This window comes from Variovorax sp. GW458-11-26-14-LB1 (genome assembly GCF_059423965.1).
The window spans coordinates 1-15,817 of sequence record NZ_JBWKYW010000073.1 but is presented as its reverse complement, the minus strand read 5'-3'; the positions used below and the strand labels follow the sequence as shown (position 1 = coordinate 15,817).

At 65.6% G+C, this 15,817-nt stretch carries 12 protein-coding genes; all 12 read left to right on the top strand.

Annotation, left to right across the window (positions count from 1 at the left end):
- Positions 1-61 precede the first annotated feature (61 nt).
- The 12 genes from AC07YS_RS30005 (at position 62) to AC07YS_RS29950 (ending at position 15,782) form a co-directional block, all read left to right on the top strand.
- Complete coding sequence (locus tag AC07YS_RS30005; RefSeq protein WP_070060678.1) at positions 62-1,705, top strand: 3-(methylthio)propionyl-CoA ligase; 1,644 nt, start codon at positions 62-64, stop codon at positions 1,703-1,705.
- Positions 1,706-1,845: 140 nt separating this feature from the next.
- A complete protein-coding gene (locus AC07YS_RS30000; protein ID WP_062471303.1) occupies positions 1,846-3,075 on the top strand; it encodes a branched-chain amino acid ABC transporter substrate-binding protein in 1,230 nt (409 codons plus the stop codon).
- Between the two features lie 201 nt (positions 3,076-3,276).
- The gene (locus AC07YS_RS29995; protein ID WP_062471306.1) at positions 3,277-4,518 is read left to right on the top strand and encodes a branched-chain amino acid ABC transporter substrate-binding protein; all 1,242 of its coding nucleotides are present in this window, start codon (positions 3,277-3,279) and stop codon (positions 4,516-4,518) included.
- A gap of 83 nt (positions 4,519-4,601) precedes the next feature.
- Positions 4,602-5,555 carry a branched-chain amino acid ABC transporter permease gene (locus AC07YS_RS29990; protein WP_062471309.1) on the top strand — a complete coding sequence of 318 codons (954 nt, stop codon included), beginning with the start codon at positions 4,602-4,604 and terminating at the stop codon, positions 5,553-5,555.
- 4 nt (positions 5,556-5,559) lie between these two features.
- On the top strand, positions 5,560-6,885 hold the full coding sequence (locus AC07YS_RS29985) for a branched-chain amino acid ABC transporter permease (protein ID WP_495268303.1): 1,326 nt from the start codon (positions 5,560-5,562) through the stop codon (positions 6,883-6,885).
- Positions 6,886-7,662: an ABC transporter ATP-binding protein gene (locus AC07YS_RS29980; RefSeq protein ID WP_062471315.1), complete on the top strand. Its 777-nt coding sequence runs from the start codon at positions 6,886-6,888 to the stop codon at positions 7,660-7,662.
- A gap of 1 nt (position 7,663) precedes the next feature.
- Positions 7,664-8,359, top strand: coding sequence for an ABC transporter ATP-binding protein (locus AC07YS_RS29975; protein WP_062471318.1), 696 nt, complete (start codon positions 7,664-7,666; stop codon positions 8,357-8,359).
- A 237-nt stretch (positions 8,360-8,596) separates the two neighbouring features.
- Positions 8,597-10,699, top strand: a complete 2,103-nt coding sequence (locus AC07YS_RS29970) for a 3-hydroxyacyl-CoA dehydrogenase NAD-binding domain-containing protein (protein ID WP_390343891.1) — start codon at positions 8,597-8,599, stop codon at positions 10,697-10,699.
- 25 nt (positions 10,700-10,724) lie between these two features.
- On the top strand, positions 10,725-12,203 hold the full coding sequence (locus tag AC07YS_RS29965; protein ID WP_495268302.1) for a M20 family peptidase: 1,479 nt from the start codon (positions 10,725-10,727) through the stop codon (positions 12,201-12,203).
- Between the two features lie 49 nt (positions 12,204-12,252).
- Entirely contained in the window at positions 12,253-13,428 is a 1,176-nt protein-coding gene (locus AC07YS_RS29960; RefSeq protein WP_495268301.1) for an acetyl-CoA C-acyltransferase, read from the top strand.
- 2 nt (positions 13,429-13,430) lie between these two features.
- Entirely contained in the window at positions 13,431-13,910 is a 480-nt protein-coding gene (locus AC07YS_RS29955; protein WP_495268300.1) for a PaaI family thioesterase, read from the top strand.
- A gap of 18 nt (positions 13,911-13,928) precedes the next feature.
- The gene (locus tag AC07YS_RS29950) at positions 13,929-15,782 is read left to right on the top strand and encodes an acyl-CoA dehydrogenase (RefSeq protein ID WP_495268299.1); all 1,854 of its coding nucleotides are present in this window, start codon (positions 13,929-13,931) and stop codon (positions 15,780-15,782) included.
- Positions 15,783-15,817 lie beyond the last annotated feature (35 nt).

Sequence of the window (15,817 nt, the reverse complement as noted above, 5' to 3'; positions counted from 1 at the left end):
AGCTTGCGTGAATCTCTCGTTCGCAACGCTTTTTGAAGTCATTTCACATAGGAGTCCGTAGATGCTGGGTTTGATGCAAGACCAACCGCTTTTGATCTCGTCGCTGATCGAGTTCGTCGAGCGCCACAACGGCGACGGCGAGATCGTCTCGCGCCGTGTCGAGGGCGATATCCACCGTTGCACCTGGAGCGACATCGCATCGCGCGCCAGGCAGGTGGCCAATGCGCTGGATGGCGAGCAGCTGCTGTTCAGCGACCGCATCGCCACCCTGGCCTGGAACGGCTACCGCCACCTGGAGCTGTACTACGGCGTGAGCGGCAGCGGCCGCGTGCTGCACACCATCAACCCGCGCCTGCACCCCGACCAGATCGCGTGGATCGCCAACCATGCCGAAGACCAGATCCTGTGCTTCGACCTGAGCTTCCTGCCGCTGGTGCAGGCGGTGCATGCGCGTTGTCCCACGATCCGGAAATGGGTTGCACTGTGTGACGCCGACAAGCTGCCGGCCGACAGCGGCGTGCCCAACCTCGTGAGCTACGAGGCCTGGATCGGCACGCAGTCCACCACCTACGACTGGCCCACCTTCGACGAGAACTCGGCCTCGAGCATGTGCTACACGAGCGGCACCACGGGCAACCCGAAGGCCGCGCTGTACAGCCACCGCTCGACCATGCTGCATGCCTACGCCGCCGCGTTGCCCGACGTCATGCGCATCTCGGCGCAAGACTCGGTGCTGCCGGTGGTGCCGATGTTCCACGTCAATGCCTGGGGCATTCCGTACTCGGCCGCGCTGGTGGGCTGCAAGCTCGTGTTCCCGGGCCCGTCGCTGGACGGCAAGTCGGTGTACGAACTCATCGAGTCCGAAGGCGTGACCTTCGCGGCCGGCGTGCCCACCGTGTGGCAGATGATGCTGGGCCACATGCAGACCAACGGCCTGAAGTTCAGCAAGCTGAACCGCACCGTCATCGGCGGCTCGGCCTGCCCGCCGGCCATGATCACGGCGTTCCAGGAGAACTACAACGTCGAGGTGCTGCATGCCTGGGGCATGACCGAGATGAGCCCGCTGGGCACGCTGTGCACGCTGAAGAACAAGCACCTGTCGCTGCCCGCCGACGCGCAGCTGCAGATCCGCATGAAGCAGGGCCGGGCGATCTTCGGCGTCGACATGAAGATCGTCGACGGCAATGGCGACGAGCTGCCCTGGGACGGCAAGGCCTACGGCGACCTGTTGGTCAAGGGCCCCTGGGTCGTCAAGGAGTACTACAAGGGCGAGGGCGGCAACCCGCTGGTCGCCGACGCCGCGGGCCGGGGCTGGTTCCCCACCGGCGACGTGGCCACCATCGATGCCGAGGGCTACCTGCAGATCACCGACCGCAGCAAGGACGTGATCAAGTCCGGCGGCGAGTGGATCAGCTCCATCGACATCGAGAACATCGCCGTCGCGCACCCGGCCATCGCCATGGCGGCCTGCATCGGCGTGTTCCATCCCAAGTGGGACGAGCGCCCGATCATCGCGGTCGTGAAGAAGCCCGGCGCCGAAGTCACCCGCGAGGAGCTGCTGAAGTTCTACGAGGGCAAGACCGCCAAGTGGCAGATCCCCGACGACGTGGTGTTCGTGGAGGCCATTCCGATCGGCGCCACCGGCAAGATCCTCAAGACCAAGCTTCGCGAACTGCTCAAGGACTACAAGCTGCCGGGCCTCTGAAGCACGGTCAAAGCCCACCCGCACTGTCGCGCACGCGATAGGAAGGCCGCCCCGGCGGCTTTCCTTCCGGGCATTCCCTGTGCGGCGAAGAAAAGGGCGCTTGTACGCTGGCGTCCCGCCTTTCAACCAGGAGACTCTTCATGCACTTCGGTATCAAGTCAGTGGCCGCCTGCGCCATGTTGGTGAGTGTTTCAGCGTCGTTCGCCCAGAAGGGCGAAACCGTCAAGATCGCCTGGCTGGACCCGCTGTCGGGTCTGATGGCGGCCGTGGGCACCAACCAGCTCAAGACGACCCAGTACCTAGCTGACGAGTTCAACAAGAAGAATGCGTCGGGCGTGAAGTTCGAGATCATCGCGATCGACAACAAGCTGAGCCCGCAGGAGACCACCGCGGCGCTGCGCTCGGCGCAGGACCAGGGCGCGCGCTACATCACCCAGGGCAACGGCTCGGGCCCGGCGCTCGCGATCATCGACGCCGTCGAGAAGAACAACGCACGCAATCCCGGCAAGGAACTGCTCTACCTGAACTACGCGGCGGTCGATCCCGACCTCACCAACAGCAAGTGCAGCTACTGGCACTTCCGCCTCGATGCCGACACCTCCATGAAGATGGAGGCACTGACCACCTGGATGAAAGACCAGGCCGACATCAAGAAGGTCTACATCCTGGGCCAGAACTACTCCCACGGCCAGCAGGTGTCCAAGTTCGCCAAGGACAACCTCAAGACCAAGCGCCCCGACATCCAGATCGTGGGCGACGACCTGCACCCGCTCGCGCAGGTGCGCGATTTCTCGCCCTACATCGCCAAGATCAAGGCCTCGGGCGCCGACACGGTCATCACCGGCAACTGGGGTTCCGACCTCTCGCTGCTCATCAAGGCAGCGAACGACTCGGGGCTGGACGTCAAGTTCCTCACGTACTACGCACCGGGCGCCGGCACGCCCACGGCCATGGGCGCCACCTCGGCCGGCAAGGTCTACACCGTGGCCTATGCCCACTACAACATGGGCGGCGAAATCCAGCGGCTGCTGACCGGCTACAAGAAGAAGATGAACGACGACCTGACGCAGTCCTCGATCTATCACACCTTCGCATTGCTCGATGCCGCTTTCGTGCAGACCAAGTCGACCGACCCCGTCAAGGTGGCCGCGGCGCTCGAAGGCATGAAGATCAAGAGCTTCAACGGCGAGGTCGAGATGCGCAAGGCCGACCACCAGTTGCAGCAGGGGCTGTACATCTCGCGCTGGGAGAAGGCCAGCGCCAAGTACCCCTACGACGCCGAGAACACCGGCTACACCAACGTCCCCGTGAAGTATTACGAGTCGTATGTGGCGAGCACGCCCACGACCTGCCAGATGAAGCGCCCCTAGGCGTCTTTGTGAACGCATTTCCTACCCATCGGTAGAAGATACCTACCGCCGGGTAGCAAAAGAAGGAAATGCACTGTCGCCTGCGCGATAGATACGTGCCTTTGCAGCCCCTTCCTTACGGGCATTCCCTGAGGGGTGGGGTGGCAAAGACTTGTACGCTTGTGCAGCGTTTTTGATATCGGTTTGACCAGGAGATATAGATTGAAGTTCGCTCTGAAGATCGCTACCGCCGCCGTGCTCGCGGCAAGTGCCACCGGTGCCCTTGCCCAGAAGGGTGAGACCGTCAAGATCGCGTGGCTGGACCCGCTGTCGGGCCTGATGGCGGCCGTCGGTACCAACCAGCTCAAGACCTTCCAGTTCCTGGCCGAAGAATTCAACAAGAAGAACGTGGCCGGCGTGAAGTTCGAGGTCATCGGCATCGACAACAAGCTCAGCCCGCAGGAAACCACCGCCGCGCTGCGCTCGGCCATGGACCAGGGCGCGCGCTACGTGGTGCAGGGCAACGGCTCCGGCCCGGCGCTGGCCATCATGGACGCGCTCGAAAAGCACAATGCCCGCAACCCGGGCAAGGAAGTCGTGTACTTCAACTACGCGGCCGTCGATCCCGACCTGACCAACAGCAAGTGCAGCTACTGGCACTTCCGCCTGGACGCCGACACCTCCATGAAGATGGAAGCCCTGACCACCTTCATGAAGGACCAGGCCGACATCAAGAAGGTGTACCTGATCAACCAGAACTACTCGCACGGCCAGCAGGTCGCGAAGTACGCCAAGGACAACCTCAAGACCAAGCGCCCCGACGTGCAGATCGTCGGCGACGACCTGCACCCGCTGGCCCAGGTGCGCGACTTCGCGCCCTACATCGCCAAGATCAAGGCCTCGGGCGCCGACACCGTCATCACCGGCAACTGGGGTTCCGATCTCGCGCTGCTCATCAAGTCGGCCAACGACGCAGGCCTGAACGTCAAGTTCTACACCTACTACGCCGTGACCAACGGCACGCCGACCGCCATGGGTGCGGCCTCGGACGGCAAGGTCTACATGGTGGGCTACAGCCACTACAACGCGCCGGGCCCGATCGCGCCGATGATGAACGAGTTCAAGAAGCGCTTCAACGAAGACCTGTACACGACGTCGCCGTACACCGTGTACGCGATGCTCGCCGAAGCCTTCGTGCGCACCAAGTCGACCGACCCCGTCAAGGTGGCGGCCGCCATGGAAGGCATGAAGTTCAAGAGCTTCAACGGCGACGTCGAAATGCGCAAGTCCGACCACCAGCTGCAGCAGGGCCTGTGGATCACGCGCTGGCAGAAGGCCGACGCGAAGAGCCCGTACAGCCCGGAAAACACCGGCTACACGCTGGCACCGGTGAAGTACTACGAGCCCTACGTCTCGAGCACGCCCACCTCGTGCCAGATGAAGCGACCCGGCGGCGCCTCCTGATCGCCTGCTGATCGCCCCCTGACCGGTCGAGGCCCGACTTCAACACTCGGGCCTCTTTCTTTTTCAACCGACACGGAAGACCGATGAACGTCGAATTCTTCGTCATCTCACTGCTCAACGGCGTCAGCTACGGCCTGCTGTTGTTCATGCTGAGCTCTGGCCTTACGCTGATCTTCAGCATGATGGGTGTGCTCAACTTCGCACACGCCAGCTTCTACATGCTGGGCGCCTATTTCGCCTACACCCTGTCAGGCATCGTCGGCTTCTGGCCCGCGCTCTTTCTCTCGCCGCTGCTGGTGGGGGCACTGGGCGCGGCCTTCGAGCGCTACAGCCTGCGCCGCGTCCACAAGTTCGGCCACGTGCCCGAGCTGCTGGTGACCTTCGGTCTTTCGTACCTCATCCTCGAGCTGGTCCAGCTGGTCTGGGGCCGCTCCACGGTGCCCTACGGCCTGCCCGAGGCGCTGCAGGGGCCGCTGTTCTCGCTGTACGGCACGCAGTTCCCCAAGTCGCGCTCGTTCATCATGCTGGTGGCGATGCTGATGCTGGTGTCCGTGTGGCTGCTGCTCACGCGCACCCGCATCGGCCTGGTGATCCAGGCGGCGCTGAAGCACCCCGACATGGTCGAGGCGCTGGGCCACAACGTGCCGCGCGTGTTCATGCTGGTGTTCGGCGGCGGTGCCGCGCTCGCCGGCCTGGCGGGCGTGATCGGCGGCAACACCTATGTCACCGAACCCGCCATGGCCGGGTCGGTCGGCACCATCATCTTCGTGGTGGTGGTGGTCGGCGGCATGGGCTCGCTGGCCGGCGCCTTCCTGGCGTCGCTGCTGATCGGCATCATCCAGACCTTCGCCGTTGCGCTGGACCACTCGCTGGCCACCGCGCTGCAGGCCCTGGGCGTGGCCGTGACCGACCAGACCTTCGGCTACGAGTTGCTCAAGCTCACCATCTCGCAGGTCGCACCGATCCTGCCGTACCTGTTCCTCGTGCTGATCCTCATCTTCCGCCCGAAGGGTCTTCTGGGCACCCGGGAGGACTGACACCATGACCACCGCAACCACCACTTCACCGACGACCCCGACGCGGTACTACCGCTTCAAGCCCTGGAACATCGGGCGCTACCTGGTCTGGGCGCTGTTCGCCCTGGTGCTGATCATCTCGCCGATGCTGTTCAAGAGCAGCCTGGCGCTGACGATGCTCTCGCAGATGGGCTACCTGATCATCATCTGCCTGAGCTACAACATCCTGCTGGGGCAGGGCGGCATGCTGAGCTTCGGCCATGCCGTCTACACCGGCCTGGGCTCGTTCATCGCCATCCACGCGATGAACATGGCGACCAAGGGCGGCCCGACGATTCCGCTGGTGCTCATTCCGCTCGTCGGCGGGCTGGCGGGGATGTTCTTCGCCATCCTGCTGGGCTTCGTGACCACCAAGAAGTCGGGCACCACCTTCGCCATGATCACCATGGGCATCGGCGAGCTCGTGGCCTCGATGGCGCTGATGTTCCCCAGCTTCTTCGGCGGCGAGGGCGGCATCACCACCGACCGCGTGTACGGCCCGAGCTTCTTCGGCTTCACCTTCGGTCCGCAGATCCAGGTGTACTACCTGATCGCCGCGTACTGCTTCGTGTGCACCGCCCTGATGTATGCCTTCACCGGCACGCCACTGGGCCGCATGCTGAACGCCGTGCGCGACAACCCGGAGCGCGTGGAGTTCATCGGCTACAACACGCAGCGCGTGCGCTACTTCGCGTTCATCATCGCGGGCTTCTTCGCCGGCATCGGCGGCGGCCTGGCCTCGATCAACTTCGAGATCGTGAACGCGGCCGACAGCCTGAACGCCATCCGCTCGGGCGGCTACCTGCTGTTCACCTTCCTGGGTGGCGCGGTGTTCTTCTTCGGCCCGATCATCGGTGCGGTGCTGCTGGTGTTCGCCTCGATCCTGCTGTCCGAATTGTCGAAGGCCTGGCAGCTGTACTTCGGCCTGGTGTTCGTGTTCATGGTGATGTTCGCCCCCGGCGGCATCGCCAGCCTGGTCATGATGAACCTGCGCGTGGCCAAGTTCGGCAAGTTCAACCGCTTCTGGGGCCTGTACGCCGCGCTTGCCGTGGCCCTGGTGCCGGTGGTGGTCGGCGCTGCCGCGCTGATCGAAATGATCTATCACATCCAGCTCAACGCGGCGATGGGCCCGGACCTGAAGTTCTTCGGCACCATGCTGAACACGTCGGGCGTGACCAGCTGGCTGGGCGCCATCGCGATCCTGGCCGTGGGCCTGGGCCTGCTCGAGGTGGCACGGCGCCGCTTCGTGCGGGTCTGGGGCCAGGCGCAGGAAGAGATCGAAGCAGAAATCAAACGTCGGGAGGCGGCGTAAATGAGCGCGCAATACGCATTGGAACTGAAGGCGCTGCGCAAGAATTTCGGCAAGACCGAAATCATCCGCGGCGTGGACCTGGCGGTGAAGGCCGGCGAACGCATCGCCGTGATCGGGCCGAACGGCGCGGGCAAGTCGACGCTGTTCAACCTGATCAGCGGGCGGCTCACGCCCACCAGCGGCGAGGTGCTGCTCAACGGCCAGCGCATCGACGGCAAGAAGCCCTATGAAATCAACCGCCTGGGGCTGTCGCGCAGCTTCCAGATCACCAACATTTTCCCGAAGCTCAGCGTCTTCGAGAACCTGCGCTGCGGCGTGCTGTGGAGCCTGGGCTACAAGTACACGTTCCTGCGCTTTCTCTCGAACCTGGACGACGCCAACGCGCGCACCGAAGAGCTCATCAAGCAGATCGGCCTGGAGCGCAAGCGCGACGTGCATGCGGTGAACCTCACCTATGCCGAGCAGCGCGCGCTCGAGATCGGCGTGACGATCGCCGGCGGCGCCGGCGTGATCCTGCTGGACGAGCCCACGGCCGGCATGAGCAAGACCGAGACCTCGCACTTCATCTCGCTCATCAAGCACGTCACCGTCGGCAAGACGCTGTTGACGGTGGAGCACGACATGGGCGTGGTCTTCGGGCTGGCCGACAAGATCGCCGTGGTTGTGTATGGCGAAGTCATCGCCTTCGACACGCCGGCTGCCGTGCGCGCCAATGCGCGCGTGCAGGAGGCCTACCTGGGTTCTTCCGTGGCCGATGCACAAGGGGCGGGACACTGACATGCTGAAGCTTCACGACATCCACGCCTACTACGGCAAGAGCCATGTGCTGCATGGCGTTTCCTTCGACGTCCGCCCGGGCGAGATCGTGGCCCTGCTGGGGCGCAACGGCTCGGGCCGTTCGACCACGGCCAAGGCCATCATGGGCCTGGTGCATGCCGAGGGCACGCTGCAGTGGAAGGGCGGCGACATCCTGCGCCGCAAGGCCTACGAGATCGCGCACATGGGCATCGGCTACGTGCCCGAGAACCGCGACATCTTCCCCAAGCTCACGGTGCACCAGAACCTGCTCCTGGGGCAGAAGGGCTCGGGCAAGGGCAGCCGCTGGTCGTTCGACGACATGTACGGCATGTTCCCGCGCCTGAAGGAGCGCCAGCACACCGAGGCCGGCGTGCTCTCGGGCGGCGAGCAGCAGATGCTCACGCTGTGCCGCACGCTCATGGGCGACCCTGACCTCATCATCATCGACGAGCCCACCGAGGGCCTCGCGCCCAAGATCGTCGAGCTGGTGGGGCAGTACCTGCGCACGCTGAAGGACAAGGGCATCTCGGTGCTCCTCATCGAGCAGAAGCTCACCATCGCGATGCAGATTTCGGACCGCGCGCTCGTCATGGGCCACGGCAGCATCGTGTTCGACGGGACGCCCGACAGCCTGCGCGCCGACGGCACCACCCGCAGGGAGTGGCTGGAGGTTTAAGCAAACCCCCAGGCTTCGCGCACTTCGTGTCGCGCGCGCCTTCCCCCTTGCAGGGGGCAACACCTGCGGCCCGGCAAAGCCGGTTCCGCGGTGTTCCTGGAAAGTCCGGCTCTCTCTTGAGGCCCTTGTCCCGACAGCGACTGCGTGCCATTGTTCGGCCACGCAAAACGCCTAGAATCTTCGAAAAAGAACACTCGTGCTTTTTCTTCTTTTTCTTCACACACCAAGGAACGCAGCATGACGGCTGAATACAAAGTGCTCGGCGATGTCGCCGTGATCACCCTGACCAACCCGCCGGTCAACGGTCTCGGCTTCTCGACACGCATCGGCATCACCGACGGCCTGTCCAAGGCCAATGCCGACGGCGCCGTCAAGGCCATCGTCATCACCGGCGCCGGCAAGGCGTTCTCGGGTGGTGCGGACATCAAGGAATTCGGCACGCCCAAGGCGCTGCAAGAGCCCAACCTGCTGAGCGTGATCCTCTCGCTCGAAGCCTCGCCCAAGCCCATCGTCGCAGCCATCCACTCCGTGTGCATGGGCGGCGGCCTCGAGCTGGCGCTCGGCTGCCACTACCGCGTGGCCGCACCGGGCACCAGCGTGGCACTGCCTGAAGTCAAGCTCGGCCTGCTGCCGGGCGCCGGTGGCACGCAGCGCCTGCCGCGCGTGATCGGCGTGGAAACCGCCCTGAACATGATCGTCAGCGGCGAGCCCGTGAAGAGCGAACTGCTCGCCAGCCTGCCGGGCCAGAAGCTGTTCGACAAGCTGGCCGCTTCGGCCGAATCGGTGTTCGACGAAGCCGTCGAGTTCGCCAAGTCGGTCGCTGCCAAGGGCGGCGAGCTGCCGCTGGTGCGCAACCTGCCGTGCAAGCACCCGCAAGGCGATGCCTACTTCCAGTTCGCCAAGAACATGGTCGGTGGCATGTCGAAGAACTACCCCGCGCCGCTGAAGTGCGTCGACGCCGTGCAGGCCGCGACCAAGATGAAGTTCGACGACGGCATGGCCGAAGAGCGTCGCCTGTTCACCGCGCTGATGTTCACGCCCGAATCGCTGGCCCTGCGCCACCTGTTCATGGCCGAGCGCGCCGCGAGCAAGATTCCCGACGTGCCCGAAGACACGCCCAAGCGCGAGATCAAGGCCGTGGGCGTCATCGGCGCCGGCACCATGGGCGGCGGCATCTCGATGAACTTCCTGAACGCGGGCATCCCCGTCAAGATCCTCGAGATGAAGCAAGAGGCGCTCGACCGCGGCATTGCCACCATCAAGAAGAACTACGAAGCCCAGGTCAAGAAGGGCAAGCTCAAGCAGGACAAGTACGAGCAGCGCATGGCGCTTCTGAGCACCACGCTGAGCTACGACGACCTGAAGGACGCCGACCTCATCATCGAAGCCGTGTTCGAAGAAATCGGCGTCAAGGAAAAGGTCTTCAAGGAACTCGACCGCGTCGCCAAGAAGGGCGCCATCCTGGCCTCGAACACCTCGACGCTCGACGTCGACAAGATCGCCTCGTTCACCGACCGTCCGCAGGACGTGGTCGGCATGCACTTCTTCAGCCCGGCCAATGTGATGAAGCTGCTCGAAGTGGTGCGCGGCAAGGCCACGTCCAAGGACGTGCTGGCCACCGTGATGGCCATCGGCAAGAAGATCAAGAAGACCTCCGTCGTGTCGGGCGTGTGCGACGGCTTCATCGGCAACCGCATGATCGAGCAGTACAGCCGCCAGGCCGGCTTCCTGCTGGACGAAGGCGCCACGCCGCAGCAGGTCGACAAGGCCATCGAGAAGTTCGGCTTCGCCATGGGCCCGTTCCGCATGGGCGACCTGGCCGGCAACGACATCGGCTGGGCCATTCGCAAGCGCCGCGCCGTCGAGCGCGCCGACATGAAGTACAGCCGCACGGCCGACAAGCTGTGCGAGTTGGGCCGCTTCGGCCAGAAGACCGGGGCAGGGTGGTACGACTACCAGGCCGGCAAGCGCGACGCCATTCCGTCGGAACTCGTCAACAAGATGATCGAGGACCACCGCAAGGAACTGGGCATCACGCCGCGCAAGATCTCCGACACGGAAATCGTGCAGCGTCTGGTGTTCGCCCTCGTCAACGAAGGCGCGCACATCCTGGAAGACGGCATTGCCTCCAAGTCGGGCGACATCGACATGGTGTACCTCACCGGCTACGGCTTCCCGATCTACCGCGGTGGCCCGATGCACTACGCCTCGCAGGTCGGCCTGTACAACGTGGCCGAGACGATGAAGCGCTTTGCGCAGAACCCGCGCGACGACGCCGAGTTCTGGCAGCCCGCACCGCTGATCCAGAAGCTGGTGGCCGAAGGCAAGTCCTTCAGCTGAGACTGACCCAGGATCAAGACCGCCCATGTTGAAACGCATCTTCCTCGGGCTGCTGCTGGTGCTCCTGGCACTGGTGGCGGCCGTGGCGGTCAAGACCTGGACCACGCCATCGCAGCAACTCGCGGTGGCCCCCGCACCGAAGCTCGAGATCGACCTGCAGGCGGCTGCGAAGCGGCTGGCCGGCGCGATTCCGATCCGCACGGTGTCGAGCCTGGAGGACGCGGCCGCCAACCTGGCCGAGTTCGACAAGCTGCACGCCTACCTGGCGCAGCAGTACCCGAAGGTCCACGCCACCCTCAAGAAGGAAGTGGTGGGCCAGAAGGCCTTGCTCTACACCTGGGCCGGCACCGACGCGCAGGCCAAGCCGATCGCGCTCATGGCGCACCAGGACATGGTGCCCATCGCGCCCGGCACCGAAAAGGCCTGGTCGGTCGATCCCTTCGCGGGCGAGATCAAGGACGGCTTCGTCTGGGGCCGCGGCACGCTCGACAACAAGGGCAACCTGTTTGCGCAGATGGAAGCCATCGAGTTGCTCATCGGCAGCGGCTTCCAGCCGAAGCAGACGGTCTACCTCGTGATGGGTGACGACGAAGAGGTGAGCGGCCTGCGCGGCGCGCAGCCCATCGCCGAACTGCTCAAGTCGCGCGGCGTGAGGCTCGACTGGGTGCTCGACGAAGGCCTGCTCGTGCTCGACGGCGTGCTGCCCGGCCTGAGCAAGCCCGCGGCGCTCATCGGCCTGGCGGAGAAGGGCTACGGCACCTTCTTCCTCTCGCTCGATACCGCGCCCGGCCACTCGTCGATGCCGCCGCAAAAGAGCGCCATCGGCCGCATGAGTGCCGCGCTTGCGCGGCTCGAAGCAACGCCGATGCCCGGCGGCATCCAGGGCGTGGCCGGCCAGATGTTCGGCGCGCTCGCGCCCGAGATGGGCGGCGTCAACCGCGTCATGCTGTCGAACCTGTGGCTCACCGAGCCGCTGGTGCGCGGCCAGCTCGAGAAGAGCCCGAGCAGCAATGCCATGCTGCGCACGACCACCGCGCTGACCATCGTGCGTGCCGGCAACAAGGACAACGTGCTGCCCGGCCGCGCCGAGGCCGCCGTCAACTTCCGCGTGCTGCCCGGCGACACGCTGGCCAGCGTCGAGGCGCACCTGCGCAAGGCGCTGGGCGACGACGACATCAAGATCAAGCCGTACCCCGGCAACTCGGAGCCCTCGCCGGTGTCGCCCACCGACAGCACCGGCTACCGCGCGATCCAGCAGGCCGTGCGCCAGAGCTTCCCCGACGCCGTGGTGGCGCCCGGCCTCATGACCGCCGCCACCGATTCCCGCCACTTCAGCCTCGTGAGCGATGCCGTCTTCCGCTTCTCGCCGTTCCGGGTGAAGAGCGAGGACCTGGCGCGCTTCCATGGCAACAACGAACGCCTGGCCATCTCGAACTACGGCGAGATGATCGGCTTCTATCACCAGCTCCTGCGCAACACCCACGCGGCCGCGCCGGCGCAATGACGACCCCGTCTTCTCCCTCTTTTCCCTTCCATCTTCAAAGGACCTCACCATGACCAGCGCCGTCATCGTTTCCACCGCCCGCACGCCGCTCGCGAAGAGCTGGAAGGGTGCCTTCAACATGACCCACGGCGCCACGCTGGGCGGCCATGCCGTGCAGCACGCGGTGCAGCGCGCCGGCATCGACCCGGCTTCGGTCGACGACGTCATCATGGGTTGCGCCACGCCCGAAGGCGCCACCGGCTCCAACATCGCGCGCCAGATCGCCCTGCGCGCCGGCCTGCCGGTCACCACCTCGGGCATGACCATCAACCGCTTCTGCTCGTCGGGCCTGCAGACCATCGCCACCGCCGCCCAGCGCATCATCGCGGGCGAGGGCGACGTGTACGTGGCCGGCGGCGTCGAGAGCATCTCGTGCGTGCAGAACGAAGCCAACACGCACATGCTGGCCGACCCGTGGCTCGTGAAGCACAAGCCCGAGATCTACTGGAACATGCTGCAGACCGCCGAGCAGGTCGCCAAGCGCTACAACATCGGCCGCGACGCCATGGACGAGTACGGCGCACAGAGCCAGCAGCGCGCCACCGCCGCGCTCGAAGCCGGCCTCTTCAAGGCTGAGATCGCCCCCATCACCGTGCTGGCTGGCGTGGCCGACCCCGTGATGGGCCTGCGCACCAAGGAAGTCACGATCGAGAACGACGAAGGCATCCGTCCCGGCACCACCAAGGAAGGCATCAGCGGCATCCGCTCGGCCATGCCCGGCGGCCTGATCTCGGCCGGCAACGCCAGCCAGTTCTCCGACGGCGGCGGCGCCTGCGTGGTGGTCGACGAGAAGTACGCCCAGCAGAAGGGCCTGAAGCCCCTGGGCCGTTTCCTCGGCTTCGCCGTGGCCGGCTGCGAGCCCGACGAAATGGGCATCGGCCCGGTCTTCGCCATTCCCAAGGTGCTCAAGCGCCTGGGCCTCACGGTCAACGACATCGACCTGTGGGAGCTGAACGAAGCCTTCGCCGTGCAGGTCATCTACTGCCGCGACAAGCTGGGCATCCCGGGCGACCGCCTGAACGTGAACGGCGGCGCCATCGCCGTGGGCCACCCCTACGGCGTGAGCGGCCAGCGCCTGACGGGCCACGCGCTCATCGAAGGCAAGCGTCGCAGCGCCAAGAAGGTCGTGGTCACGATGTGCATCGGCGGCGGCATGGGCGCCGCGGGCGTGTTCGAGGTCCTGTAACCATGTCCGGCTTGGGCATTGACCAGGAGGTCTCGCCCGAAGCCGTCCTGGCCTACGGGCGCAGCGTGCTGGCCGCGCAGCCCTTCAGCGTGCTGATCGGCGCCGAGCTGCACGCACTCGCGCCGGGCCATGCCGAGCTCCAGCTGCCGCTCGGCGCGCAGCTGAAGCAGCAGCACGGTTTCGCCCATGGCGGCATCGTGAGCTACATGGCCGACAACGCGCTGACCTTTGCCGGCGGCAGCGCCTTGCGCGTGCCGGTCGTGACCTCCGAATTCAAGATCAACTACGTGCGGCCCGCCATCGGCCAGCGGCTGATTGCGCGCGCCCGGGCCGTGCACACCGGCAGCTCGCAGGCCGTGTGCACCTGCGAGGTGGTGGCCGTGGCCGACGACGGCACCGAGAAGCTCTGCGCGCTGGCGCAGGGCACCATCGCCAAGCTGCCCGATTCCCCGAAGAAGACTTCGTCGCCCGCGAAGTCGTAGCCTGAAGAAGACATCACCATGAGCCTGCGTCCCACCCTCGACTTTCTGCTCTACGACTGGCTCGACGCCGAGAAGCTCAATCAGAGCGAGCGTTTTGCCGACCACTCGCGCGAGACCTTCGACGCCGTGCTCGACACCTGCGAGCGCATTGCGCGCGAAAAGTACGCGCCGTTCAACCGCACCGTCGACACGCAGGAGCCGCATTTCGACGGCGAGAAGGTCATCCTGCCGCAGGCCACGCACGACGCGCACAAGGCCTTCGTCGAGTCCGGCATGCTGAGCGCCGCCCAGGACTACGAGATCGGCGGCATGCAGCTGCCCTACACGGTGCAGGCCGCGGCCAACAGCTTCTTCGCGATGGCCTCGGTGAGCATCGGCTCGAACATGCTCACCAGCGGCAACGCCAACCTGCTCATGGTGCACGGCACGGAGATGCAGAAAGAGGTGTTCGCCAGGAATGAATTTTCGGGCCGCTGGGCGGGCACCATGTGCCTGTCGGAGCCCCAGGCCGGTTCGTCGCTGAGCGACGTGGCCACGCGCGCCGTGCCCGACGGCGCCGACTTTCAAAACGACCCGCTGGGCCCGCGCTACCGCCTCACCGGCAACAAGATGTGGATCTCGGCCGGCGACCACGAGCTGACCGAGAACATCGTGCACATCGTGCTGGCCAAGATTCCCGACGAGAACGGCAAGCTCGTTCCCGGCACGCGCGGCATTTCGCTGTTCATCGTGCCCAAGCGCATGGTGGACACGCAGGGTGAACTCACCGGCGAGCGCAACGACGTGGCGCTGGCGGGCCTGAACCACAAGCTCGGCTGGCGCGGCACCACCAACACGCTGCTGAACTTCGGTGAAGGCAAGTATCCGGTCGGCGGCAAGGCCGGCGCGGTGGGCTACCTGGTCGGCGAGCCCGGGAAGGGCCTGCACTGCATGTTCCACATGATGAACGAGGCCCGCATCGGCGTCGGCACCGCCGCCACCATGCTCGGCATGGCCGGCTACTACGCCTCGCTCGACTACGCCAAGAGCCGCCCGCAGGGCCGCCTAGTGAAGAAGCCTGAAGCGGCCGGCGCCGCCGTGGCCAAGGACTCGGCCGCGCCGCAGGTGCGCATCATCGAGCACGCCGACGTGCGCCGCATGCTGCTTGCCCAGAAGGCGTACTGCGAGGGCGCGCTGGCGCTGGAGCTGTATTGCGCCCGCCTGGTCGACACGCAGAAGACCGGCGACGCCGCGCAGGCCGACGACGCCCGCCTGCTGCTGGAGGTGCTCACGCCCATCGCCAAGAGCTGGCCCAGCGAGTGGTGCCTGGAGGCCAATTCGCTGGCGATCCAGGTGCACGGTGGCTACGGCTACACGCGCGACTTCCCGGTGGAGCAGTACTGGCGCGACAACCGCCTGAACATGATCCACGAGGGCACGCACGGCATCCAGGCGGCCGACCTGCTGGGCCGCAAGGTGCTGATGGAAAAGGGCCGCGGCCTGCAGCTGCTGGCCGGGCGCATCACCGAGACCATCGGCCGCGCCGCCAAGGTGCCCGCGCTGGCGCCCCACGCCAAGGCGCTGGGCGCCGCGCTGCAGCGCATCGGCAGCGCCACCGAGGCCGCCTGGTCCACCGGCGACCCGGCCGACGCGCTGGCCAACGCCGTGCCCTACATGCAGGCCTTCGGCCACACGGTGCTGGCCTGGCTCTGGCTCGACGTGGCGCTGCGGGCCCTGGAAATCGACGCACAGAAGGCGAGGGCGGTAACAGCTGGCAAGATCGGCGCCACGGACTATTTCTTCCACTACGAGCTGCCGAAAATCGGTGCCTGGCTCCAGGTGGTCGAAACCCGTGACCCGACCTGTACCGCTTTGCCCGAGGACGCTTTCTGACAATGGCCAACGCCGCCCCGAACTCACCCCCGCCC